Here is a 24,673-nt window from a genome sequence, read left to right as displayed (position 1 = left end):
AATACTGACCTTGATTAATTACTTAGCGTAATTTTAGAGTCGCTAGACCCAGTAACACTAAAAACAACGAGATAATCCAAAAGCGCACAATAACGCGCGGCTCTGGCCACCCTTTTAACTCATAGTGATGATGAATAGGCGCCATACGGAAAATTCGCTGACCACGTAACTTATACGAGCCCACCTGCAAGATCACCGATACCGTTTCCATAACAAACACGCCGCCCATGATCACCAATAAAATTTCTTGGCGAACCAAGATAGCAATCACACCTAAAGCGGCACCCAACGCTAATGAGCCTACATCGCCCATAAACACTTGTGCTGGATAGGTGTTAAACCATAAAAAACCTAAACCTGCACCGACCATAGCCGTACACACAATCACTAATTCACCGGCTAACGGTAAATGAGGCAGGTGCAAATAACTGGCAAATTGAGCATGACCAGATAAGTAAGCGATGAGTGCAAACGCAGCCGCAACCATTACGGTTGGCATAATCGCTAAGCCATCTAAGCCGTCGGTTAAGTTCACTGCATTACTGGCACCTACAATGGTGAAGTAAGCTAATAAAATAAACATAAAGCCCAGTTGCGGCATGATATCTTTAAAAAACGGCACAACTAACTGTGTTTCGCCAACCATGGTTGATGAGCTATACAAATACACCGCAACAACTAAAGCGGCAATTGACTGCAACGCATATTTCCAGCGTGCAATTAGGCCTTTAGAATCTTTCTTTACCACTTTACGATAATCATCAATAAAACCAATGACACCAAAACTGGCGAGTACAAATAAAGTGACAAGCACATAACGATTAGATAAGTCGCCCCAAAGCAGAACACTAATAAAAATGCCCGCAAGGATAAGAATACCGCCCATTGTCGGTGTTCCACGCTTACTGAAATGCGATTCTGGACCGTCATCACGAACGACTTGACCAATTTGCAGCGTTTGCAGGTGCTTAATTAAAATCGGCCCCCACCACAAACTAAACACCAATGCAGTTAACAAGCCTAAAATAGCCCGGAACGTTACATATGAAAAAACGTTAAACCCGCTATAAAATTGGGTTAAATACTCGGCTAGATAAACCAGCATCTACACTAACTCCCCACGCCCATAGGCATCTAATAAACTGTCCACAACTCGCTCCATAGCGGCGCTGCGGGAACCTTTAACTAAAACTGTAATATTACCTGTGGTACTTACTAACTGTTTTTGCAATGCCACTATTAATGGCTCTTGAGCACAAAAGTGTTCGCTGCCAAATGCTTCACTGGTATTTGCCGACAATTGGCCGCAACAAAATAGCGACTCTATGGCTGCATTTTTAACCTGCAATCCAATGCTGGCGTGCAAAGGGGCAGCATTGTCGCCTAATTCGCCTAAATCTCCCAGCACTAAACAACGATATCCATCACGTTGTTGCAACCAATTAATCGCCGCACTGACTGACGTTGGATTAGCGTTATAACTATCATCAATTAATAACACTCGGCCAAGATCATGGGGCTGCATACGACCCTTTACAGGTTTGAGCAATGCAAAGCCTTGTGCGATGTCGTAAAGCGATATGTCCAAGGCAATACACATAGATGCCGCAGCCAGAGCATTGCTCACTTGATGCAGACCCGCTAATGGCAATTGCACCACTTCTTGCTGTCCATCAAAAGTTAATGTAAACCGATAACAACCATTGGCATCTGCCACTATGTCTGTTGCGGTCACATCTGCATCGACATTCATTTCACGGCTAAAACGCAGATGTTTGCGCCCCTGCGACTGTTGCAGCATAAAGTCTGCAAACTTATCGTCAGCATTAATAATTGCGGTGCCATCTGGTGTCAGATGATTAAAAATTTCAGATTTAGCCTGAGCAACACCTTCCAGTGAACCAAATCCTTCAAGATGAGCATTGCCAACATTATTAACTAACGCGACTTGAGGCTGCACTAATGATGAGGTGTAATCGATCTCTCCACGATGGTTTGCGCCAAGTTCAAACACCCCATATTCATCACCTTCACTTAACCGTAGCAAAGTTAACGGCACACCAATTTCGTTGTTAAAATTGCCTGCGGTAAATAACACTTGATGATGTTGAGATAAAATAGTGGCCAGCATTTCTTTAACGCTGGTTTTGCCGTTTGACCCGGTTAACGCGACACAAATAGGCGCAACAGTTTGGCGCACAAACGCGCCCATCTTGCCCATGGTTTTTTGGGTATTGGCCACTACAATTTGCGCAATATCGGCGGCAAAAGGATGGTCGACTAATAGATGATCGACCAACAGTGCTACGGCACCATTTTTAATCGCAGTATCGACAAAATCATGGCCATCAAAACGCTCGCCTTTTAACGCAATAAATAAACATTGAGCCGGAATGTTACGACTGTCAGTACTAACACTAGCAATTACGCCATCTTGGCCATGTAAGGTGCCATTAAGATGCTGAGCTAATACCGACATAGTGACGCTAATCATGATGCCTCCTGAGACAACTTAAATGCCAAAGCGCGTTCATCATAATCAATACGTTCACCTGCCACTTCTTGATAGGTTTCATGACCTTTACCAGCAAGCAGTACAATATCGTTAACTTGTGCTAATGAAACAACATGGGTAATGGCTTCAATCCGGTCTACCTGGGTAAGCACCTTTTGAGGTTGACTAATACCCTGTAAAATATCGTTGATAATTGTTTGTGGATCTTCACTACGCGCATTGTCACTTGTGATCATCACTTTATCTGCATATCGCTCAGCGGCTTGTGCCATCAAAGGACGTTTACCTTTGTCACGATCGCCACCGCAGCCAAATACGCACCATAGCGTTCCTTTGCAGTGCAACCTTAATGCTTTTAATGCTTGCTCAATTGCATCTGGAGTATGGGCATAATCAACAACCAAAGTAGCGTTGTTAACAGATGAAAAACGCTCCATACGACCCGCAACAGGAATCAACAATGGCAGCACAGCCAAAATAGATGCCATTGGCTTGCCCTGTAAATACAAAACAGCTATTGCTGCCACTAGGTTAGACAAGTTAAATGCACCTAATAGCGGCGAGTTAAGCTGCACACTTACTGACTTTTCACTATCAATTTCAACAAAATGCAATGTCGCGGTGACACCTGCATCATGATATTCAATGGCATCACAGTAAAAGTCGGCAGCAGAATTCCCTTTAATGCTGAAAGATTTATTCTTGTCGTTCGCCAATTCGGTCAACCATTTCGCACCCACAGCATCATCAATGTTAATCACACCATGCTTTATGCTAGGAAATTTAAATAAGCGTTTTTTAGCTGCGGCGTAGGAATCCATATCACCATGATAATCTAGATGATCGCGGCTTAAATTTGTAAACACAGCAATCTCAAATGGTGCAGCTTCAACACGCCCTTGTACTAAACCATGGCTAGACACTTCCATAGCACACAGTTCAGCACCTTGTGCAGCAAACTCACTAAGTTGGCGCATGACCGTTATCGCATCAGCAGTCGTATTGCCGCTATCTACAAGTTGGCCCCACAAACCATTTCCTAATGTGCCCATTACAGCAGCTTGATGTCCGAGTAAATAGACAATTTGAGCAATAATTTGGCTTACAGATGTTTTGCCATTGGTACCGGTGATTCCAATTAAAGATAACGATTGGCTATTGGATAAGTAAAACTGTGCGGCTACGGCCGATAATTGGCGGCCTAGTTGGCAAAAAAACACTAATGGCACAGTATATTGAAGACGATCGACTATGGCATGTTCATCTGGATTATCAGTATGGATCAGTATCGCCGTTGCTCCAGCATCAATCGCTTGAGGAATAAATGCTCGACCATCGACTTTATGACCTGGTAATGCCACAAATAAACCGCCACGTTCAACGTCACGGCTGTCTAGCGTTAATCCATTAACGGATTCGCGACCAGAGTAATGGAACCACGGCGCTAATAAATCATTTAATAACATTATTTTGCGCTCCTCGCGCAGTGGCCAAATTAACAGCCTCCTGCTCTGAAATTGGTTCTACATTAAGCATTTGCAAGGCACCAGACATAATTTTGGCAAAAGCAGGGCCGGAAACATCACCACCGTAATATTTGTCGCCTTTGGGTTCGTTAATCACAACTGAAATAGCCAAGCGAGGATTATGAACGGGAGCTACCCCAGCAAATAAAGCAACGTAATCATCGCCATAACCACCGGCAATGGCTTTACGACTTGTACCTGACTTACCAGCAACGGGGTAGCCATCAATGTGTGCTTTGGTTCCTGTGCCTCCCGTTTCAGTTACCCCAACGAGCATTTCCATTACGTCATAGGCAACTTTATTTGAAATGACTTGCTCGCCTTTAGGTGGCTGTCTCAGTTTTAAAATTGACACAGGATAGAGTATTCCACCACTGCCTAACGTGGCGTACATACGTGCTATTTGTAACGGTGTCGCCGTAAGGCCATAACCAAAAGACAAGGTGGCACGTTCAAAGTCAGACCAACGATTACGGTCATGGATCAAACCCGCACTTTCACCGGTTAAATTAATTCCCGTATAATTGCCTAATCCCATGGATTGGTATGTACCGAGTAATTGTTCAACGGGCATAGACAAGGACAACTTACTAATTCCCACGTTACTCGATTTAACCAAAATTTTGGCTAACGTCATATCACCATAGTTACTCGAATCGCGAACTTGACGCCCACCAATCCGCATCCACCCTGGTGATGTCGATATTAATTCATTCACTTTCACTGTGCCGGCATCAAGGGCTGCAGCAACAACAAAAGGCTTAATCGTAGACCCTGGTTCGAATGTGTCAGTTAAGGCGCGGTTGCGCATACGATGTGGCTGTAAATTATCTCGGGCATTGGGATTGTATGAAGGAGTATTCACCATTGCTAATACTTCGCCCGTAGTCACATCGATAACCACCACAGACCCAGACGTCGCTTGGTATACTTCTGTCGCACGTTTCAATTCACGATATGCCAACTGCTGAATACGTTGATCAATACTAAGCACTAAATCGTTAGAACTTTCGCCTTCTTGCACGATATCCAAACGTTCAACCACACTGCCATCGCGAGCTTTACGTACTTTTTGCTTTGAGGGCGTTCCTGTTAACCAGGTATTATAAGTATTTTCAATGCCTTCAATGCCCACATCATCGATATTAGTGATACCAATTAACTGTGCAGCCGTTTCACCAGCTGGATAGTAACGACGGGATTCTGATTTAAGGTAAATACCACCAATTTTAAGCTGCTCAATATAGTCAGCAACAGCAGAGGTCACTTGACGTTTAAGATATACAAAGCGTTTTTTAGGATTGTTTTTGACTTTTCTGACCAATTCGTCGACAGGTTCTTGCAGAACATCTGCAAGGGCTTGCCAACGTCGCATGTCTTTAAATGCATCTTGATCATGGGCATGTTTAGGATCAGCCCACACAGCACGCACAGGTACACTAACCGCGAGCATATCGCCATTACGATCGGTGATTAAGCCTCGCTGAACTTGATTACTAGTTGTGCGCAGTGTGCGCATATCACTTTCGTGACGCAGTTTATCGGGCTCAATAATTTGAATATAGGCCGCACGCGCAACTAGACTGCAAAATAACAACAAAACGAACCCCACCACAACGTATAAACGCCATGGAATAAGTTCGTGACCTAATTTTTGCTTTGCTTGTCTAGCCATATTCCCTATGCTCACTGGACTCGAATGATAACTTCCTCCTTAGGAAGCGGCCGAGACATATTTAATTCTTTGGTTGCCATCCGAGTCACACGACTGTGCTCTGATTGCGATTGTTCTTCTAATAATAAGTTTCGCCACTCAATATCTAAGCGATCTTGCTCTTGCAGAAGTTGATCCCATTGAGTAATCAACTTACGTGTTACATGGCTGGTATAAACGACGGCGACACCATTCAAAACAACCAGTACACTCAGCAGCAATACCCACTTATGGTGCCAAATGTCATGTAACACAATCCGAGGCAAATTTAATGGTGATTGGCTCACATTACCCTCAGTGGTTAATAATCCAGACGCTCGGCAACTCGTAATACTGAGCTACGCGCACGTGGATTAAGCTCTAATTCAGCATCAGAAGGCTTTAATGCCTTACTAACCGCCTTTAATTTACGCGATTTATTAAGCTCTGCTTCCATGATAGGCAATCCATGTGGCACGCTTTCACCTTGACTATGGCGGCGAATAAAACGCTTAACCATACGATCTTCCAACGAATGAAAACTGATCACCGATAAACGCCCTTGTGGTGCTAACACTGCTAGTGCGCCTTCAAGTGCTTGATCGATTTGTTCTAATTCACTGTTAATATAAATACGAATAGCCTGAAAAACCCGTGTTGCAGGGTGCTTATTGCGCTCTTTGTTTTTAGTAATACGCGCGATTAAATCAGCTAAATCTTTAGTGCGTAAAAAAGGTGTTTTTTCACGGTCTGCAGCAATGCAACGGGCAATGTGGCGCGAATTTTTTTCTTCGCCGTAGGTTTTAAATACCCATGCCATATCTTCAATTTCTGCACGTGCTATCCACTGCGCCGCTGTTTGACCTTGGCTATTGTCCATGCGCATATCGAGCGGGCCATCACGTAAAAAACTAAAGCCACGTTCAGCATCGTCTAATTGTGGTGACGACACGCCAAGATCAAGTAATACGCCATTGATCTTGCCGGTTAACCCTAGTTCCTCGACATACTCAGCTAATTGACCAAAGCCACCGTGTACGATTTGAAAACGTGGATCATCTGCAAACTGTTTTGCCGCTTCAATAGCTTGTGGATCACGATCAATTGCAATTAAACGACCATTTTCGCCTAAATGACTTAATACATGACGCGAATGCCCACCTCGGCCAAAAGTGCCATCAACGTAGATGCCATCACTTTGGATATTGAGACCATCAACGGTCTCATTCAATAATACTGATAAATGGGCAAACTCTTGGCTCATTGGGTTCTTCTAACCTTTTTGGTCATTACAGTGAAAAGTGTGCCAAGCGTTCATTGCTGGCTAAATCTTGGCTTTGAATGAGCGCATTGCCATCATCCATTTGTTGCTGCCAAGCACTCTCTTCCCATAATTCAAATTTATTCAGTAAGCCCACCAGCATGGTTTTCTTTTCTAAACTGGCGAAACTTCGTAATGCCGGCGGAATAACAATACGTCCGTGGCTGTCTAGTTCACAATCTTGTGCGTGACCTAGTAATTTTCGTTTAAAGGAACGCTCAAGTGGATCGGTATCAGAAAGCAATCTTAGCTTTGCTTCAATCTGCTCCCATTCATGTAACGGATAAATCAACAAACAAGCAGCGTCAATATCAACGGTCATAATCACAGTACCGGCATGTTCCACACGTAACGCATCACGGTATCTCGCTGGAATAGCGATCCGCCCTTTAGCATCCATGTTGATTGCACTGGCACCACGAAACACGTTATTTAGTCCTTAATGTTGTCATTTGATCCACAATGATCCACTTCTTCCCACAAATGCTAAGTTTAGGGACTCTATGCAAGTGTTGTCAAGCAATGGACAGATATATTAAATCCAGACCCCAAGCGGGTTAGCAGCAAATTAATATCAAGCGGGATGAATGACGGAGCTGTTGGAGGAAAACAGCTAAAAATCAGGGTAAATGAGTTAAACCAGAGACATAACGGTCACTTTATCGGCTAAAATAGACTCGCGATCTTTTTAATTAATGTTCTTTAATCGTTCGAATACTCCATCTTTACCGCGCAATATTGCTCAACAGCTCAATTTTAAGCACATTAAAAATCAACAAATAGTCGACTGAGTCGATTTTCTACGTTTAAAAACGCTCTTTATTTTATGTTTATGTCTGCCGAGCATCTTCAATATCAGCATTATTGAGGCAAAAACACCTCTCTATTCACCTTGCTGTATCGTATTGCTCAGGTAAATTGCTTAAGTAAATACACGCTAAAACAACTTTTGCTCATTAGATTACTGCTAAACATCAATTGCTATATATCAACGGTTATATATCAACGGTTAAATATCGACTACTAAGCATCAATATCTAAGGATCGACTACCAAAAATCGATTACTAAACATCACAGTGTATATCGTTAGCCTTCGATGTTGAGGGCAAGCATTTTATCAATTCATCTTGCAATCACAGTTAATTATTCTTAATGCCTCAAGGGCATACGGTGATGATGACTTAATCATAAACGGTATAAAGAGGTGCTATCACGCAAGAGGACTACACGACAGCGGTGTCGCTGTTTCAAGTGTTGTCCTGCTACCTGCTTAGCATTAATAGATAATCTATTGGCGTATATATGTGTTGTTGGAGGTCTTATATGGGTATACATCGCGACGTTACCATTATCCAATTGCCCTTGGGACATGGTTGAATAACCGATAGAAATAATGAAATGAGCATAGTTAATAATATCCATGCCAATTAGGAGCTGGTGTGACTTTATCAATCAAGAGTATGAAAGTGACCGCTAAACTATCTATCACTTAAAAAAGATTAAAATTTAATCAAACTGAGCCGATAAACAGTTATGATGAATAAACATTCAGCTTCATTTCACCACCACAGGAGAGCAACATGAGTATCGACAGCATTTATGCCATGCTAGCTAGACCTGTACAGGCTGTGAGTGAGCGTAAGAGAATTGTTGAACAAGTCAAACAGGTTAGTGCTATAAGTGCAGACAGTCACGAGGCGCCTCAGTCACAATTACCTCCCGGCATTACCCATAAAATGCCAATTCAACGGCAGGAAGCTCCGCGCCAAGAAAGACGAGCCAAACCAAGAACCGTTGATGAAAAAAAAACTCTCGGTAGCAGAACGAGGCGAATGAAAACGGATAAGCGATTCTCCACTCGTGGAGAAACCGCCAGTCAGCTTATTGATATTGAGGTGTAATACTGACTTGGTTTACCCAACGTCTCCATTAGGGCTTACTTGAGAAACGGCTTTCTGCCAGCCCTTGTACAGCGTCGCACGTGTCGTTATATCCATTGTTGAAGTAAACTCCCGTTCGGTAGACAGCATGGTTTTTAATTCATCCGTCGATTTCCATACGCCAACGGCCAAGCCAGCTAGAAATGCTGCTCCCATTGCTGTGGTTTCTGTTACTTGCGGACGAATAACCGTGACCCCAGTAATATCGGCTTGAAATTGCATTAAAAAGTCATTTGCTACCGCACCACCATCCACTCGAATTTGTGTTAACGGTACATTAGAATCTTTGCTCATAGCATCAAGCACATCACGAGACTGGTAAGCTATTGCTTCTAATGCCGCGCGAATAATATGATTCCGATTAGCTCCACGGGTTAAGCCAATAATGGCACCTCGAGCATCAGCATCCCAGTAAGGCGCACCTAAACCAACAAATGCAGGCACTAAGTAAACACCATTGGTGTCGTCCACTTTATCGGCAAAATATTGGGTGTCACAAGCATCGGTAATAAGACCTAACTCATCACGCAACCATTGAATAACCGCGCCGCCCATAAATACCGAGCCTTCAAGGGCATAATTCACCTTTGTGTCAGCACCAATAGCAATGGTTGTTAATAACCCATGGGTTGACTCTACCGCTTTATCACCCGTGTTCATTAATAAAAAACACCCGGTACCATAAGTATTTTTTGCCATCCCGGGCTCAATACACAACTGGCCAAACAACGCCGATTGTTGATCGCCAGCCATACCCGCTACTGGAATGTGATTACCAGCCAGTTCGGTATAACCGTATATTGCGCAAGACGGTTTCACTTCAGGTAACATTGCCCGCGGTATATTGAACAGATCAAGCAACTCTTCATCCCACTCTTGGGTGTGAATATTAAATAACATTGTCCGAGATGCGTTGGTTGGTTCGGTCACATGGACTTCACCTTGCGTGAGTTTCCACACTAACCAGGTATCAACTGTGCCAAACAATAAATCCCCAGCTTCGGCTTGTTCACGAGCCCCTTCCACATTGTCTAAAATCCATTTGATTTTTGACGCAGAAAAATACGGATCTAATACTAATCCGGTTTTTTGGCGTACTAAGTCTTCAACACCTTGAGCTTTTAGATCCAAACAAATAGCTTGGCTGCGACGACATTGCCAAACAATCGCATTACATACTGGCTTACCTGTATGCTTGTTCCAGACTATCGTGGTCTCGCGCTGATTTGTTATGCCAATTGCGGCGACATCATGACGGCTGATCCCAGCACGTGTCAGCACTTCCACAAGCGCTGAACTTTGCGAAGACCATATCTCCATCGGATCATGCTCAACCCAACCCGCTTGTGGATAATGTTGAGTAAATTCACGTTGCGCCACAGCGACAATATTCACTTGATGATCAAACACAATGGCACGAGAACTTGTAGTGCCTTGGTCTAACGCGACAATGTATTTTTTAACCACCATCTGATTTCCTATATCATTTTGACATGATTATTTTTATATGATTTATCTGTTTAACAAACCAATATAACAACGAAATTTAAAACACATACAAGTAATTGTCTTTTGTTTATCGAAAAATCGTTGTTTTATAATAGGCCAATTAATAAAAAGGCCTCGCAACTGCGAGGCCTTCAATATCTATACCAGCAGAGCTGATTACATCTTATAACTTAACTGTACGCCTGTTAACCATACGTCACCCGTTGCTTCACCAGTGAAGCTAACCGACGCAATATTTTGCAGGCTCTGAGTCTCTGTAATGGGTGCATCACCATGAGTGCGAATGTAAGTCACACCAACATCAACATTCAGATTTTTAGAGACTTGATAACCGGTACCCACACTGAACCATAAACGATCAGAATCTGGAATGGTGGTGGTGCGGTGTTGGTCATCAACCGCGGTTTTATCTAGCGCCATACCAGCACGTAATGTCCACTGGTCATTAAGTGTATAGGTGGTACCAAGCGCATAACGCCAGTTATTTTTAAAGTTCTCTTCTTTTACCACGTCTGACTCTAGGCCACCGATAGGCTTAACATCACCAGGGAAGTACGCCACTAGTTGTTCAAACACACTCCATTCTGTCCAATTAACACTTGCATGCATTGCCCAGTTTTCAGTTAACTGATGGTAAGAAGCCAGTTCCGCAAATGCAGGTAACTCAATAGGTAAGTAGCCCTCAATTTCAATATTTTGACCACCGTTATAAGCCACGCCAGACACATGACCGTCTAATTTAAGATCGACACTACTGTGATAAGCCAAACCGATGCGGTTTGCTGAGTTAATTTGCCAGCTCGCGCCCGCTTTCCAACCATAGCCAACATCATCACCTTCCATTGACTTTAGATTGGTACCACCTGAAGGTAAACGTGCATTAATGCTTGCAGGTAAGTTAGGATTAGCTTTAATCGCATCAATCCAACCTGGAGCGGTTGCACTAACTTCACCTTCACCGTACACAACACGTAAGCCTGCACCTACAGTGAATGAGTCATCAACACGGAAAGCAACATTGGGATTAAACTCGACAGTGGTAATTGAGGTTTTACTGCCAAAAATAGCCGCTGCATCCGCTACCGGAATATCAGTTGCTAAACCATAATTTGAATTAACCGCTAGACCCCAAGTCCATTGATCATTCAACTGGTTTGAATAATAAAAGTTTGGCACAAATGCATTGTCAGCAACATCGTATGCGTCAGCACCAATCACTAATGGCTCTGAGCCTAATAACGGTGAAGAAATACCGACATCACCAACCACATCAACATTTGGCATGACATAAATGCCACCCGCTGATACTTGGCGGCCTTCTAGATAAGCTAGCATGGCTGGATTACGCGCTTGAGTTGACGCATTGTCTGCAATAGCTGCTTCACCAGCAAATGCACGGCCCAAACCTGTCGCTGAATATTCTGCAAGTTGGAAACCTGCCGCGTTCACTTGAGTTGTTGCCCCAAATACAATGGCGCTAATCGCCAGTGTTAACACTGTTTTTTTCATTATGATTCTCGGTGTTTATATTCAAACTGCATAAATCGATTTTTATAGAGCAAAAACTCGATTTAAATGAAGCCGTCAGTGTACTGATCCAAAAAAGCTTTGCAACTGCGCAAAAGGACTGAACAAGAAGTGAGTGATTGAATTCTAAATTGTGATCATGATCAAACTTTTAGTTTTCTGCTATAAAAAAGAAACCAAAAGCGGTATAGCTGTAAACCGATTTAACCTAACGTGAGAAAAAGTTATTTTTTATTATTTAAAAACAAGACATTAAATAAATAAGCATGGCACAACAGTGAGCTTAAATGATTAACGACATTCATCTAAAACAGTACTGCCCAGTACTGATATACAAAATAGTTACATAAAAATTTTTACAATTAAAAACAAAAAAACCTCTTAATGACATCATCAAGAGGTTTTTAATTTATTGTTCACGCTAAATAAACGACACTTTCAAATATTTTGAGAGTGTCGTTTATGCGAACCAAGCTGGTATGTGTGTTTCATAATCGCTGATTTGCTGTTCAAATGACAACGTCAAACCAATAGCATCAAGACCATTCAATAACTTATGTCGAGCAGACTCCACTATTGTGAAATCAAACACGCTTCCTGAAGGTGACGTAACAGTGAGAGCTTGTAAATCGACTGTAATTTGCGCCCCCTCTTTTGCTGCCACTTCATCCATTAATTGTTGCACTTGTACCGATGTTAATTTAACGGGTAACAAACCGTTATTAATCGAATTACCGTAAAAAATATCGGCAAAGGTCGGCGCGATGATCACTCTAAAGCCAAAATCAGCTAGTGCCCATGGCGCATGCTCACGCGACGATCCACAACCAAAGTTTTCTTGGGCTAGTAAAATAGATGCGCCTTTATAACGTGGCTGATTAAGTACAAAATCAGGATTAGGTTTATCGCCTGCATCATCTAAGTAACGCCAGTCATGGAATAAGTGTACTCCAAAACCGTCACGGGTGACTTTAGACAAAAATTGCTTAGGAATAATCTGATCGGTATCGACATTAGCGCTATCAATAGCGACTGCTAAACCGGTATGGGCAGTAAATGCTTGCATGTTTATCTCCTATCTCGGTTTAGTAAGGTTTACGAATATCGACAAAGTGACCAGCTACAGCGGCGGCAGCAGCCATAGCAGGGCTGACCAAATGGGTTCGACTACCCCGACCTTGACGGCCTTCGAAGTTACGATTACTGGTTGATGCACAACGATCGCCAGCGTCTAAACGGTCATCATTCATCGCTAAACACATCGAGCAACCTGGTAAACGCCATTCAAATCCAGCTTCAATAAAGATTTTATCTAAACCTTCTGCCTCTGCCTGTAACTTCACTTGGCCAGAACCGGGTACTACAATCGCCACAACACCCTCTGCAACTTTACGGTTTTTAGCGTGCACAGCAGCGGATCGTAAATCTTCAATACGCGAGTTAGTACAAGAACCAATAAACACTTTATTAATGCTAATGTCAGTCATCTTAGTGCCCGGCGTCAGGCCGATATACTCTAATGCTTTAATCATACTGGTGCGATTGGTACTGTTGGTTTCAGTTTCTGGATTAGGTACTACACCATCAATCGCAACGACTTGACCAGGGTTAGTACCCCAGGTTAGCTGCGGTGCAATATCGTTGGCATCTAATACCACTTCGACATCAAACACTGCATCTGCGTCAGATTTAAGCTCAGACCATGCTGCAACAGCTTGTTCCCACATTGCATCTTTAGGCGCAAATTCACGACCTTTAAGATAGTTAAATGTGGTTTCATCAGGCGCAACCATGCCAGCTTTAGCGCCCATTTCAATGGCCATATTACATAAGGTCATACGGCCTTCCATGGTTAATGCTTCAATGGCTTCACCACAAAACTCAACCACGTATCCTGTACCACCATCCATGCCTAGCTTACCGATAATCGCTAACACAATATCTTTAGCCGTCACGCCATCGGTTACTTTGCCACGCACTTCAACTTTCATATTCTTGGCTTTTAACTGACGTAGTGTCTGGGTTGCCAATACATGCTCAACTTCAGATGTGCCAATACCAAATGCTAACGCACCAAACGCACCATGGGTCGCGGTATGAGAATCACCACACACAATCACAGTACCGGGTAAGGTAATACCCAGTTCAGGCCCCATTACGTGAACAATACCTTGATTAGGATGGTGAATATCGTATAAGCGCACGCCAAATTCTTTACAATTCTGTGCCAGTGTTTCAACTTGAGTACGTGCCATTGGGCTTAACGCATCTAAACTGGCGCTGCGCGTTGAGGTATTGTGATCCATGGTAGCAAAGGTTTTTTGCGGTGCGCGTAGCTTACGACCTGCCACTTTTAAACCACTAAATGCCTGCGGCGAGGTAACTTCATGGACTAAATGGCGATCAACATACACAACTGGCGCTTCGCCTTCTGGGCTGGCAACAATGTGTGAGTCCCACACTTTCTCGTATAAGGTTTTACCTGTCACTTGGGCCATTACACACCTTCCTTTATTGCCTGAGCGATAAAATCACCCATTTGCGCAGTAGACTTAGCTTCGCTGCGTTTGTCTGCAGCCAATAATTCACCGGTTAGATAACCACTTGCCAATGCTTTTGTCACTGCACGTTCAATAGCACTTGCCGCCTCTTCTTGCTTTAGGCTGTGGCGTAACATTAATGCAGCAGATAAAATTTGTGCCACCGGATTAGCGATACCTTGGCCAGCAATATCTGGTGCACTGCCACCGGCGGGTTCAAATAAACCAAAACCGGTGCTGTTCATACTTGCCGACGATAATAACCCCATAGAGCCGGTTAACATGGCAATTTCGTCTGATAAAATATCACCGAATAAGTTTGAACATAACATTACATCAAACTCATCAGGGCGGCGTAGTAACTGCATAGTCGCGTTATCAATATAGATGTGTTCTAAAGTGACATCCGGAAAGTCTTTTGCGACTTCTTCAACCACTTGGCGCCATAATACTGAACAGGCTAATACGTTGGCCTTGTCTACTGAGGTAACCTTATTTTTACGTCCACGCGCCGCTTCAAAAGCGAGACGAGCAATACGGCTAATCTCACGGCGACTATAGCGCATGGTATCAAAGGCTTCTTCATCGTCGCCTTCACCTTGACGTCCTTTCGGCTTACCAAAGTAAATACCACCTGTTAATTCACGCACACATAACACGTCAAAACCACGGGCTGATATATCACTACGAAGCGGTGACATGTGTTCTAAGCCGTCATGTAATTTGGCTGGGCGTAAATTACAAAATAGCTCAAAGTGTCCACGCAATGGCAATAATGCGCCGCGTTCAGGTTGATCGTTTGGTGGTAAATTTTCCCACTTAGGGCCACCCACACTACCAAATAAAATCGCATCAGCTGCTTCGCAGCCTTTTAAGGTCGCGTCAGGTAAAGGACAACCATGGTTATCAATGGCAATACCGCCGACATCAAATTCGGTGTATTGAATATCCAGTCCAAAACGTGTTTCTACAGCATTAAGCACTTTACGCGCTTCAGCCATCACTTCAGGACCAATACCATCACCCGACAAAACTGCTATTTGATAACTCATACGCCACCTAACTCCCTTTCTTTATGGATCTGTTGTTTAAAGTCAGCCACTTTATCTGCGCGGTACACTAAGTTCATCACATGCACTAACGCTTGAGCTGATGCTTCAACGACGTCTGTTGCTAAGCCTACGCCGTGGAACATTTGTTCATTATATTTTGCGGTAATATCAACTTGTCCAAGCGCATTTTGACCTTCGCCTTTTGCACTCAACTTGTAATTAGTAATATTGATTTTGCGATCTGTTGCTCGAGCAATGGCATTATATGCCGCATCCACAGGACCATTTCCTGTGGCAGCCTCAGTAATATCTTTACCATCTACAGCAATACGTACCGTGGCAGTCGCTACACCTTCAGTCGAATCTGAATGCACCATCATGTGCTGAAGCTGGTACTTATCGTCGTCTTGCGCTTGCGACTCCATAAATACCAATGCTTCTAAATCGTAATCGAACACTTGGCCTTTCTTATCCGCTAGGGTTAAAAACTGCTCGTAAAGGCTGTCCATGTCATAGTCAGTTGGTTTGTAGCCCATTTCTTCCATGCGGTGTTTAATCACATGGCGACCAGAGCGTGAAGTCATGTTCAAGTTATTACGGTTTAAGCCAATACTTTCCGGTGTCATAATCTCGTAAGTATTTTTTGCTTTAAGCATACCGTCTTGGTGAATGCCTGACGAATGAGAAAATGCATTGGTACCCACAATCGCCTTATTAGCTTGGATCGGCATGTTACATAACTGGCTGACTAGCGATGAGGTGCGGTGGATTTCTTTGGCGTTAATTCCACAATCCAAATCAAGCAAACCTTTACGGGTAGCAAGGATCATGGCGATTTCTTCTAACGAGCAGTTACCGGCACGTTCACCAATACCATTAATAGTACATTCAACTTGGCGAGCGCCCATTTCAACTGCTGCGATGGAATTAGCGACCGACAAACCTAAATCGTCATGACAATGAACCGAGATCACTGCTTGATCGATATTCGGAACTCGATTAAATAAGGTTTGAATAATCCCACCAAACTCACTTGGTACTGTATAACCAACGGTATCAGGAATATTAATGGTACGAGCACCAGCTTTAATGGCCTCTTCAACCATACGACACAAATTGTCTATTGGTGTACGACCAGCATCTTCACATGAAAACTCAACATCGTCCGTAAATCGTCTGGCGTATTTAACCGCATTAACGGCCATTTCTAATACATCATCAAAAGAGCGCTTTAATTTACTTTCAACGTGAATGGTCGAGGTAGAAATAAAGGTATGAATTCGAAACTGATCGGCTACCGACAAAGCTTGGGCTGCAGCATCAATGTCTTTTTCAAGTGCACGAGATAGCGCACACACACGGCTGTTTTTAATCGTTTTAGCAATCGTCTGCACCGATTTAAAATCGCCCGGAGAAGAAACAGGAAACCCAACTTCCATGACATCCACGCCTAAACGCTCAAGTGCTAGGGCAATTTGTAGCTTTTCTTTAACGGTTAAACTGGCTGCTAATGCTTGCTCACCATCACGTAAGGTAGTATCAAAAATTATGACTCTATTGGACATCGAATTTCTCCATCGATCATCATGTTTATTTGAATTAGCTGCGAGGTACACAGCTGGTTCATTTCAAAAGGGCTAAAAAAAACCCCGCGACTATTAGCGCGGGGTTTGTGTATGCTTAATGAATTATTTTGCATGTAACACAAAGGACTCCGCGCAGGATATGCGTGAGAGGAGAAGGAGTCCGAGTAAAACTGATTGTGTGTTCATGATGTTAATATTCACTTTTAATAACTAATTATGCTAAATGTTCGACATACAAAGTATGTCTGTACCTAATATGTAACGCGACCAGCCTTCTGTGTCAACCCTAATTTGGTCAACGTGAAAAAGATGATAGCGTACTAGTGCTTCATTACAGTTAACCAATGACAAACTCAACCAATATTGATTAATTTTCAATTAATGAACTTACCTCTCAAAGTGCAAATAAACATCAACCTAAGTTGCTGCATCGATTATATTTTTATGTATACGGATATAAATAATCGTATACTGCTATTACCCCATGTTAAGTAGATATATGACGATGATGTTGTCGAAAAAGAGTATTGAATATAACTTTAGTCGCATTTTTGCTTTAATCTTTGGCCTCACGCTATATTTAGTGACCACGGCGGCTTTCGCTCAACCATCGCAACGCTTATTACTCTCGGACGATATCATTACCGAAACTCAACAGCTGAGTATTCGAGAACAGCTCGATGTGATCAGTCATATTAATAGCCAACGGTCTGCAGACGCCAAAATACTCATTGACGAACTTGAGCAACTACACGCTAAACAACCACTAACCAATATAAATGTTCTGCGCTTAACACTGTTACATTGTTTTAACTTATTAGAGTTTAATGAGTTTAACCAAGCTATTGTCTTGGCAAAGCAAGGTGAGAGTATTGCCAGACAGTTTAAATATGACACAGCTCGCCCCTACTTTATACAATGCCAAGCAGCTGCACATCAGAGCCTTGGCAATATACTGCAAGAGCAGCTTCTCACAGAGGATGCACTACGTTTAGCCAAGCGTTATTCTGAAAAACAAGCTATTGTAAATAGTCTTTTTCTAAGCAGTAGTCAAAACACCAGCCTAGAAAACTATAACCAATCGATTGAGGATTTACGTTTAGCATTAGATATTTTTAGTGATGCTCAGGCACAATTTCAGGATTGGTATTTGGTCCCTAAATCATACTTGCTATCTGAAATTGCAAATGTATTTTTTTCAATGGGGGATCTTAAAGAGGCATTACACTTTGCAGAATTAACATATGAAGATTCATCGACCTTTGGCAAGCTAGAATTTGCATTTGCAATTAATTTAGCTCGTATCAGTATTACATTGAATGATAGAGAAAAAGTACTTTACTACCTCGAAAAAGCTGAAACTGCAAAGAGCAAAAATACCTCAGAAAGAGATTTAACAACTAGTAATTCCTTATTGGCAAGTGTTTACTTGTATGTTGGCGATTATGATATTGCTGAACAACTCTCTTTATCAAGCATCGAACTATTCAAAAAATACCAAGAGCCAATCAATGTCATGCGCATCAAGCGTACATTAGCCAAAGTGTATTTTGCACAAAACAAAGACAACCAGGCATTGTCACTGCTGAATGAAATTATTGAGCAAGCTACTGAACTTGAACAATTTTCGGATTTAGAAGAGTTTAACCAGGTAATCAGCCAATACTACGCCGAACAAAATCAATTTGAATCGGCCTATCAATTTCAGGTGCAGCGTTTTGATGCTGCCAAACAAGCCACAGCTAAGTTAAACAATGCCCACTTTATGCAGTATAAGGCCAGAATAACAGCACAAAGTGAAGCCAGTACACCACCAGAGAAACCTGTCAGTAACATCAATCAAAACTTAACCATTACCGCCTTAATTATTTTGTTATTGTCCGTTGGATTGGTCCTATTTTTGGCCCGCAAACCACAACGCCTCAATAGTGTAAATGCTCAAGAAGAAGACCAGCAGCAACGTATCGATAATATGCTAGATAATGCCAAACAAGGACACTATCAACTAAGCATGCTACTGATTAATATCAATCATAATAATATTGCGGATATACCCTTTATCATTCCGCGGCTCAAAAACACACTTAGAGAGCAAGACCAATTGTTTCGGCATAATACCAATGAGCTCATTATTATCTTGCCACACGCATCGTCAGTGGGGGCGGCAAGAGTCATAACCCAAATAGAGCAAGTACTTGGCGAATGGAAACCCGAGATCAAAGTAAATATTGGTATGGCGAGTTTACAACAACTTGATACTTTTGAAGTACTCGTAAAAAAAGCGGTTCTGAATCAATTGAATAAAATAAAATCTCAAGAGAAAAGTAATTCTCCTGATGAAAACTAAACCATCAACCTTTGGTCAGATAATCAGAAATTTCATCTAAAAATTCGCCACCAAATCGGTCAAGCTTAATCTGCCCGACACCATTTACTGCGAGCATCTCGCCAGGGCTTGTGGGCAACATCGCACACATCTCAGCGAGCGTTGCATCGTTAAAGACTAAATAGGGTGGAATGTCATTTTTTTCCGCCAGTTCGCGACGCAGTAATTTTAACCGAGCAAACAACTTACGATCATACTGTTGCGGCGCACGCCCATTGGGTTTGCGCTTCACATCAATCAATTGAATCCGAGGTTCCGCTAACATTAGCGACAATTCTGCTTTAAGGATTGGTCTTGCGGCAGGGTTAAGCTTAATTGCAGAGCCGCGGGTAATATCCTGACTCATCAAACCTAAATGAATTAATTGGCGGATAACACTGAGCCAAAACTCAGTTGATTTATCTTTACCAATGCCCCATGTCGATAACTTATCATGGCCTCTATCTACGATGTTGGCCGCTTTTGAACCACGTAATACTTCAATTACATGGTGGATACCAAAACGTTGCTGTAAACGATAAATACAAGACAGTACTTTTTGAGCATCTTCAGTACCATCATATCGCTTAGGTGGATCAAGACAGATATCACAGTTACCACAAGGTTTTGAAGCCACTTCATCAAAGTAGTTTAACAACACTTGTCGACGACAAGTTTGCGCTTCAGCGAATGCTGCCATGGTATGCAATTTATGAAATTCGACTTGTTGTTGGGGCCCTGGTTCAGATTGCTCAATCAAATGCCTAACCCGGCCTATATCGGCAGGGTCAAACAACATATAAGCTTCAGCATCTAAACCGTCGCGGCCTGCACGGCCTGTTTCTTGGTAATAAGCTTCAATGCTTTTAGGAATATCGTAATGCACCACAAAGCGTACATTAGATTTGTTAATCCCCATTCCAAAGGCCACCGTAGCCACCACAATATCAACTTGATCTTTTAGAAATTTATCTTGAACGTTACCACGATCTTCCTGGCTCAAACCGGCATGATATGCTTGAGCATTAAATCCTTGTAAACGTAAACGCTCAGCCACCTCATCCACTCGTCGACGACTGCTGCAATACACAATACCACTGGTGCCATTTTGGATAGTTAAAAACTGACGCAATTGATTAGCCGCATTAAGCTTTTCAGCCACGGTATACCGAATATTTGGTCGGTCAAAACTGGACAATAAAGTATAAGGGGTCACCCCTAAGCGTTCGCAAATGCTTAAACGCGTGGCGTGGTCTGCAGTCGCAGTTAAGGCCATTAAAGGTAAGTAAGGGAAATATTCTTTTAACTGACCCAAAGCCGCATATTCAGGTCTAAAATCATGACCCCATTGACTAATACAATGCGCTTCATCAACGGCAAACATCGAAACATCGACTGATTGCAGGCGCTCAATAAAATCAGGACGCAGAAGTCTTTCAGGAGAGACATACAACAATTTAATCTCACCAGAATGTAATTTGCGTAACACCTCTGCACTTTGCTCACGCGGTAAAGATGAATTGAGATAAGCAGCTGACACACCACTTTGCAGTAAACTGTCGACTTGGTCTTTCATTAACGAAATTAATGGCGACACCACCACGGTCACACCAGGCAACACAATAGCAGGCAATTGATAGCACATACTTTTGCCGCCACCGGTAGGCATAATCACTAAGGTATCTTGGCCCTGTAAACTTTGCTCAATGACTTCTCGCTGCCCTTCACGAAAGGCGCGATAACCAAAAACTTGCTGCAGGCTCGCGGCAAGTACATCTTGCTCTGTCGTCAACACATCTGAGGACGCAATATTGGTCGAAATCGGAGTATCCATTAACACTACATCATCATTCAAAGGGCATTCATTTTAAAGCACTGAGCCACAGATGTCTTGAACCAAAACGCCTTTGCTATGTTTTCATCCAAGATAGAAGATTGAGTCGAAGCCACTTTAGGGTTAGATTAAATACTCTATGCCAGTAAGCCCGACCTATATACAACAAAGATAATAATAATAAAACGACAAGGATTGCTCATGACCACATCTATTCAAACCCAAGCTTTACAGCAAGTTGCTAATATTTTTGATCAGCATGTTCCATTCCATAATCTGCTCGGTTTAGACATCAAACACTACGACATCAATGGCGTTGAAGTGGTAATAAAAATGAAACCCGAGCTTATCGGCAATATTCATCAAAACATTCTTCATGGTGGTGTTACTGCGACATTACTTGATGTTGTCGGCGGACTCACGGTATTTGCTGGCCTAGTTGCCAGTAGAGAAGATTGGACCCTTGAAGAACTACAACAACGTTTAACCACCTTAGGCACTATCGATATGCGGGTCGACTTTTTACGTCCAGGCCGTGGTGAAATCTTCACAGGCACTGGCACCGTTATCCGCTCCGGTAATCGTGTATCCGTTTGCCGGATGGAGTTACATAATGAGCAAGGAGTTCATATCGCATTTGGTACTGGCACTTATATGGTGGGCTAAGTTCCATTAGCGCAATATAAAGCTGACACTGAAGCGATAAAAGAAATCGCTTAAGCACTTGTGTCATGCAGGGGGGCGACCTACAATCGCCCTCTCTTTTAGATCTTCCCACTGTTGACTCACTATGCCTGATTTAGAATACCGTAAAGGGGTGCTTCTCGCCATTTGCGCCTACACCATCTGGGGTGTTGCCCCGCTTTATTTCAAATTATTACATCATGTGCCTGCCACCGAAATATTAATGCACCGTGTCATTTGGTCATTTATATTCATGGTTATTTTGATGCAATTCATTGGTGGATTTAGTCGTTTACGTCTTATTTTAAAACAGCCTAAGCAACTACTAATATTACTGATCACTTCTGTATTAATTGCCGCTAACTGGTTACTTTTTATCTGGGCTGTTAACAACGATCACATGCTCGATGCTAGCCTAGGCTATTTTATCAATCCGCTGTTTAACGTGTTACTGGGAATGGTATTTCTGGGTGAGCGCTTGCGAAAATTACAATGGGTTGCGGTGGCGTTGGCCAGTATAGGAGTACTAGTGCAGTTGATCTCTTTTGGCTCTATTCCGCTAGTATCATTAGCGCTGGCCGCCAGCTTTGGTTTTTATGGTTTACTGCGCAAAAAAGTCAATATTGATGCAAAATCAGGTTTATTAGTCGAAACAGCAATCTTGTTACCTATCGCTCTGGGTTATCTATTCATCACCTTAGACAGTTCGACAACGAGCATGCTGACCAACACTCTCGACCTCAATTTACTGTTAGTCGCTGCCGGTATTGTCACAACAATCCCGTTACTGTGTTTTGCAGGTTCTGCGGTCAGAATTCCCTTTTCGATTTTAGGTTTTTTCCAATACATTGGCCCTAGCATCATGTTCATCTTAGCGGTAAAACTGTTTAATGAGCCGTTTGATATCGAAAAAGGCATTACCTTTGGATTTATTTGGGGCGCGTTAGTTATCTTTGTTGGCGACATGACATTGCAACGCCAACGACGTAACGCCTTAGCCAAAGCGTCAGCATAATAAACTCTACAATGGGAAGATGAAGTCACTTAAAGCACTGATGCTTCACCCACAAAAAAAGCCGGATGATTTTATACTCACCCGGCTTTTTTTATGTATTAACTGTCTTGTTATTGCTACAAATCTAACGCAAGAATTTTTGAGCGGCGCTGGTAGTTATACAGCTGTTTTTTCTTATTCGGCAGCTCTTCAACATCAACAATATTAAACCCATGTTCTAAAAACCAATGGATACTACGGGTCGTTAACGCAAATAGACGTGAATAACCCCGCACGCGAGCTTGGCCAATAATGTTATTAAGCAAAATGCTGCCACGATCTGCATCGCGATAATCCGGATGAACCACTAAACACGCAAACTCACCCGCATTGTCTTCTTCAAACGGATACAAAGCTGCACAACCAATCACTAAGTTGTCGCGCTCAACCAGCATAAACTGTTCAATTTCCATCTCCAGTTGTTCGCGTGAGCGACGCACCAAAATGCCTTGTTCTTCCAATGGGCGAATAAGGTTTAAAATACCGCCTATATCGCTAATGGTTGCTCTACGTAAACGTTCGGCGCTTTGGGTAACAATTTGGGTACCAATCCCTTCGCGTGAGAATAACTCTTGCAGCAATGCACCGTCTTCTAAATAACTGACTAAGTGACAACGAGGTACACCTCGTCGGCACGCTTCAATACTGGCTTTTAAGAAAGCAACAGTCCCAACTGAAGTATGGTCGTCAACAGCCATTGTCTTAAGCATTTCTTCGATGTCGTCCGGCATCAACTCGGCAATGACTTCACCATTTTTACCGATAAGGCCGTTAGTATCGCTAAAACCAATAATCTTATCGGCCTTTAGCTTTATCGCTACTTGGGTCGCAACTTCTTCAGCGGTCAGGTTAAAGCTTTCACCTGTAACAGAAGCGGCAATGGGCCCCATTAATACAATACCGTTATTATCTAATTGACGACGTAAGCCTTGCGCATCAATACGGCGCACCTTGCCACTTAAACAAAAATCGACACCGTCATCTACACCTAATGGTTGTGCAATAACAAAATTACCACTCACCAAGTTTATTTGCGCGTTTTGCATCGGCGTATTGCCTAAGCTCATCGACAACCTAGCAGTAATATCAAATTGAGTAGCACCGGCAACCTGCTTGATAATTTTCAGGGTTTCATCATCGGTAATACGAATACCATTGTGATATGCCGGTTCAATTCCAGCCGCTTTTAGACCAGCATCAATCTGTGGTCTTGCTCCATAAACTAACACCACCTCAATCCCAAGTGAGTGCAACAAAGCCACATCATTTAAAATACCGCGGAATTGTGGGTGCGCTAATGCTTCTCCACCCAACATAACGACAAAAGTTTTACCTCTATGAGCATTAACATAGGGCGCAGAATGACGAAATCCATCAACTAATTCAGTGGTTCTCACGGGCAAATTCACCTCGGTATAAGTTTGATGTTCATTAATGACGATGACAATAAATGCCACATAACAGTTTGCTGTATCAAAAAAGAATGGTATTGCATTTTAATTCACTTTTAAAGCATTTTATTTCAC

Annotated in this window: 19 protein-coding genes; 4 read left to right on the top strand and 15 right to left on the bottom strand. The window is 42.7% G+C overall.

Features of this window, described 5'->3' with window-relative positions; all coding sequences use genetic code 11:
• Window positions 1-22 precede the first annotated feature (22 nt).
• Genes mraY through mraZ form a run of 7 tightly spaced genes read right to left on the bottom strand, consistent with a single transcriptional unit; the run spans window position 23 to window position 7,482 of the window.
• Window positions 23-1,105, bottom strand: coding sequence for a phospho-N-acetylmuramoyl-pentapeptide-transferase (mraY, locus tag H5181_RS02770; RefSeq protein ID WP_011639217.1), 1,083 nt, complete (start codon window positions 1,103-1,105; stop codon window positions 23-25).
• A complete protein-coding gene (murF, locus tag H5181_RS02765; protein WP_182750155.1) occupies window positions 1,106-2,494 on the bottom strand; it encodes a UDP-N-acetylmuramoyl-tripeptide--D-alanyl-D-alanine ligase in 1,389 nt (462 codons plus the stop codon).
• Window positions 2,491-3,984: a UDP-N-acetylmuramoyl-L-alanyl-D-glutamate--2,6-diaminopimelate ligase gene (gene murE / locus H5181_RS02760; protein ID WP_182750169.1), complete on the bottom strand. Its 1,494-nt coding sequence runs from the start codon at window positions 3,982-3,984 to the stop codon at window positions 2,491-2,493. The genes murF and murE overlap by 4 nt, the downstream gene beginning before the upstream one ends.
• Window positions 3,968-5,716, bottom strand: a complete 1,749-nt coding sequence (locus H5181_RS02755) for a peptidoglycan glycosyltransferase FtsI (RefSeq protein ID WP_011639220.1) — start codon at window positions 5,714-5,716, stop codon at window positions 3,968-3,970. The genes murE and H5181_RS02755 overlap by 17 nt, the downstream gene beginning before the upstream one ends.
• A gap of 11 nt (window positions 5,717-5,727) precedes the next feature.
• Window positions 5,728-6,042, bottom strand: coding sequence for a cell division protein FtsL (gene ftsL / locus H5181_RS02750; protein ID WP_059746824.1), 315 nt, complete (start codon window positions 6,040-6,042; stop codon window positions 5,728-5,730).
• A gap of 14 nt (window positions 6,043-6,056) precedes the next feature.
• Window positions 6,057-6,998 (bottom strand): 16S rRNA (cytosine(1402)-N(4))-methyltransferase RsmH, encoded by a 942-nt coding sequence (gene rsmH, locus H5181_RS02745; RefSeq protein ID WP_182750154.1) that lies wholly within the window; start codon window positions 6,996-6,998, stop codon window positions 6,057-6,059.
• A gap of 25 nt (window positions 6,999-7,023) precedes the next feature.
• Window positions 7,024-7,482 carry a division/cell wall cluster transcriptional repressor MraZ gene (mraZ, locus tag H5181_RS02740; RefSeq protein ID WP_059746825.1) on the bottom strand — a complete coding sequence of 153 codons (459 nt, stop codon included), beginning with the start codon at window positions 7,480-7,482 and terminating at the stop codon, window positions 7,024-7,026.
• 1,154 nt (window positions 7,483-8,636) lie between these two features.
• Here mraZ and H5181_RS02735 point away from each other — a divergent pair.
• Window positions 8,637-8,957 carry a hypothetical protein gene (locus H5181_RS02735; RefSeq protein WP_123882636.1) on the top strand — a complete coding sequence of 107 codons (321 nt, stop codon included), beginning with the start codon at window positions 8,637-8,639 and terminating at the stop codon, window positions 8,955-8,957.
• Between the two features lie 12 nt (window positions 8,958-8,969).
• Here the strand turns inward: H5181_RS02735 and glpK are convergent, their stop codons facing one another.
• The 6 genes from glpK to leuA form a co-directional block, all read right to left on the bottom strand.
• Window positions 8,970-10,463 carry a glycerol kinase GlpK gene (gene glpK / locus H5181_RS02730; RefSeq protein ID WP_182750168.1) on the bottom strand — a complete coding sequence of 498 codons (1,494 nt, stop codon included), beginning with the start codon at window positions 10,461-10,463 and terminating at the stop codon, window positions 8,970-8,972.
• A 198-nt stretch (window positions 10,464-10,661) separates the two neighbouring features.
• Complete coding sequence (locus H5181_RS02725; RefSeq protein ID WP_182750153.1) at window positions 10,662-12,014, bottom strand: outer membrane protein transport protein; 1,353 nt, start codon at window positions 12,012-12,014, stop codon at window positions 10,662-10,664.
• Window positions 12,015-12,492: 478 nt separating this feature from the next.
• Window positions 12,493-13,098 carry a 3-isopropylmalate dehydratase small subunit gene (gene leuD / locus H5181_RS02720; protein WP_182750152.1) on the bottom strand — a complete coding sequence of 202 codons (606 nt, stop codon included), beginning with the start codon at window positions 13,096-13,098 and terminating at the stop codon, window positions 12,493-12,495.
• 19 nt (window positions 13,099-13,117) lie between these two features.
• Entirely contained in the window at window positions 13,118-14,530 is a 1,413-nt protein-coding gene (leuC, locus tag H5181_RS02715) for a 3-isopropylmalate dehydratase large subunit (RefSeq protein WP_102037537.1), read from the bottom strand.
• Complete coding sequence (gene leuB / locus H5181_RS02710) at window positions 14,530-15,624, bottom strand: 3-isopropylmalate dehydrogenase (RefSeq protein ID WP_182750151.1); 1,095 nt, start codon at window positions 15,622-15,624, stop codon at window positions 14,530-14,532. Before leuB ends, leuC begins: the two co-directional genes overlap by 1 nt.
• Window positions 15,621-17,189, bottom strand: a complete 1,569-nt coding sequence (gene leuA / locus H5181_RS02705) for a 2-isopropylmalate synthase (RefSeq protein WP_011639230.1) — start codon at window positions 17,187-17,189, stop codon at window positions 15,621-15,623. Before leuA ends, leuB begins: the two co-directional genes overlap by 4 nt.
• A 520-nt stretch (window positions 17,190-17,709) precedes the next feature.
• On the opposite strand from leuA, the gene H5181_RS02700 reads away from it, so the two are divergent.
• Window positions 17,710-19,557 (top strand): tetratricopeptide repeat protein, encoded by a 1,848-nt coding sequence (locus H5181_RS02700; protein WP_182750150.1) that lies wholly within the window; start codon window positions 17,710-17,712, stop codon window positions 19,555-19,557.
• Between the two features lie 4 nt (window positions 19,558-19,561).
• Here the strand turns inward: H5181_RS02700 and recQ are convergent, their stop codons facing one another.
• Window positions 19,562-21,409 carry a DNA helicase RecQ gene (gene recQ / locus H5181_RS02695; protein WP_011639232.1) on the bottom strand — a complete coding sequence of 616 codons (1,848 nt, stop codon included), beginning with the start codon at window positions 21,407-21,409 and terminating at the stop codon, window positions 19,562-19,564.
• Window positions 21,410-21,610: 201 nt separating this feature from the next.
• Between recQ and H5181_RS02690 the strand changes: the two genes are divergently transcribed.
• Window positions 21,611-22,075: a thioesterase family protein gene (locus H5181_RS02690; RefSeq protein ID WP_011639233.1), complete on the top strand. Its 465-nt coding sequence runs from the start codon at window positions 21,611-21,613 to the stop codon at window positions 22,073-22,075.
• A gap of 124 nt (window positions 22,076-22,199) precedes the next feature.
• A complete protein-coding gene (gene rarD / locus H5181_RS02685; protein ID WP_123778099.1) occupies window positions 22,200-23,108 on the top strand; it encodes an EamA family transporter RarD in 909 nt (302 codons plus the stop codon).
• Window positions 23,109-23,224: 116 nt separating this feature from the next.
• On the opposite strand, the gene argA is transcribed toward rarD, so the two are convergent.
• Window positions 23,225-24,544 carry an amino-acid N-acetyltransferase gene (argA, locus tag H5181_RS02680; protein ID WP_011639235.1) on the bottom strand — a complete coding sequence of 440 codons (1,320 nt, stop codon included), beginning with the start codon at window positions 24,542-24,544 and terminating at the stop codon, window positions 23,225-23,227.
• Window positions 24,545-24,673: the final 129 nt, after the last annotated feature.

It is taken from the genome of Shewanella sp. SG44-2, assembly GCF_014164215.1.
In the GTDB taxonomy this organism is placed as follows: domain Bacteria; phylum Pseudomonadota; class Gammaproteobacteria; order Enterobacterales; family Shewanellaceae; genus Shewanella; species Shewanella frigidimarina.
This window is presented reverse-complemented; position numbering and strand designations above follow the sequence as displayed.

What these genes read in the sequence shown, in the direction of transcription:
- mraY (WP_011639217.1), bottom strand. Translation starts at nt 1,105, where the DNA reads ATGCTGGTTTATCTAGCCGAGTATTTAACCCAATTTTATAGCGGGTTT.
- murF (WP_182750155.1), bottom strand. Translation starts at nt 2,494, where the DNA reads ATGATTAGCGTCACTATGTCGGTATTAGCTCAGCATCTTAATGGCACC.
- H5181_RS02755 (WP_011639220.1), bottom strand. Translation starts at nt 5,716, where the DNA reads ATGGCTAGACAAGCAAAGCAAAAATTAGGTCACGAACTTATTCCATGG.
- rsmH (WP_182750154.1), bottom strand. Translation starts at nt 6,998, where the DNA reads ATGAGCCAAGAGTTTGCCCATTTATCAGTATTATTGAATGAGACCGTT.
- H5181_RS02735 (WP_123882636.1), top strand. Translation starts at nt 8,637, where the DNA reads ATGAGTATCGACAGCATTTATGCCATGCTAGCTAGACCTGTACAGGCT.
- H5181_RS02725 (WP_182750153.1), bottom strand. Translation starts at nt 12,014, where the DNA reads ATGAAAAAAACAGTGTTAACACTGGCGATTAGCGCCATTGTATTTGGG.
- leuD (WP_182750152.1), bottom strand. Translation starts at nt 13,098, where the DNA reads ATGCAAGCATTTACTGCCCATACCGGTTTAGCAGTCGCTATTGATAGC.
- leuC (WP_102037537.1), bottom strand. Translation starts at nt 14,530, where the DNA reads ATGGCCCAAGTGACAGGTAAAACCTTATACGAGAAAGTGTGGGACTCA.
- leuB (WP_182750151.1), bottom strand. Translation starts at nt 15,624, where the DNA reads ATGAGTTATCAAATAGCAGTTTTGTCGGGTGATGGTATTGGTCCTGAA.
- leuA (WP_011639230.1), bottom strand. Translation starts at nt 17,189, where the DNA reads ATGTCCAATAGAGTCATAATTTTTGATACTACCTTACGTGATGGTGAG.
- H5181_RS02700 (WP_182750150.1), top strand. Translation starts at nt 17,710, where the DNA reads ATGACGATGATGTTGTCGAAAAAGAGTATTGAATATAACTTTAGTCGC.
- recQ (WP_011639232.1), bottom strand. Translation starts at nt 21,409, where the DNA reads ATGGATACTCCGATTTCGACCAATATTGCGTCCTCAGATGTGTTGACG.
- H5181_RS02690 (WP_011639233.1), top strand. Translation starts at nt 21,611, where the DNA reads ATGACCACATCTATTCAAACCCAAGCTTTACAGCAAGTTGCTAATATT.
- rarD (WP_123778099.1), top strand. Translation starts at nt 22,200, where the DNA reads ATGCCTGATTTAGAATACCGTAAAGGGGTGCTTCTCGCCATTTGCGCC.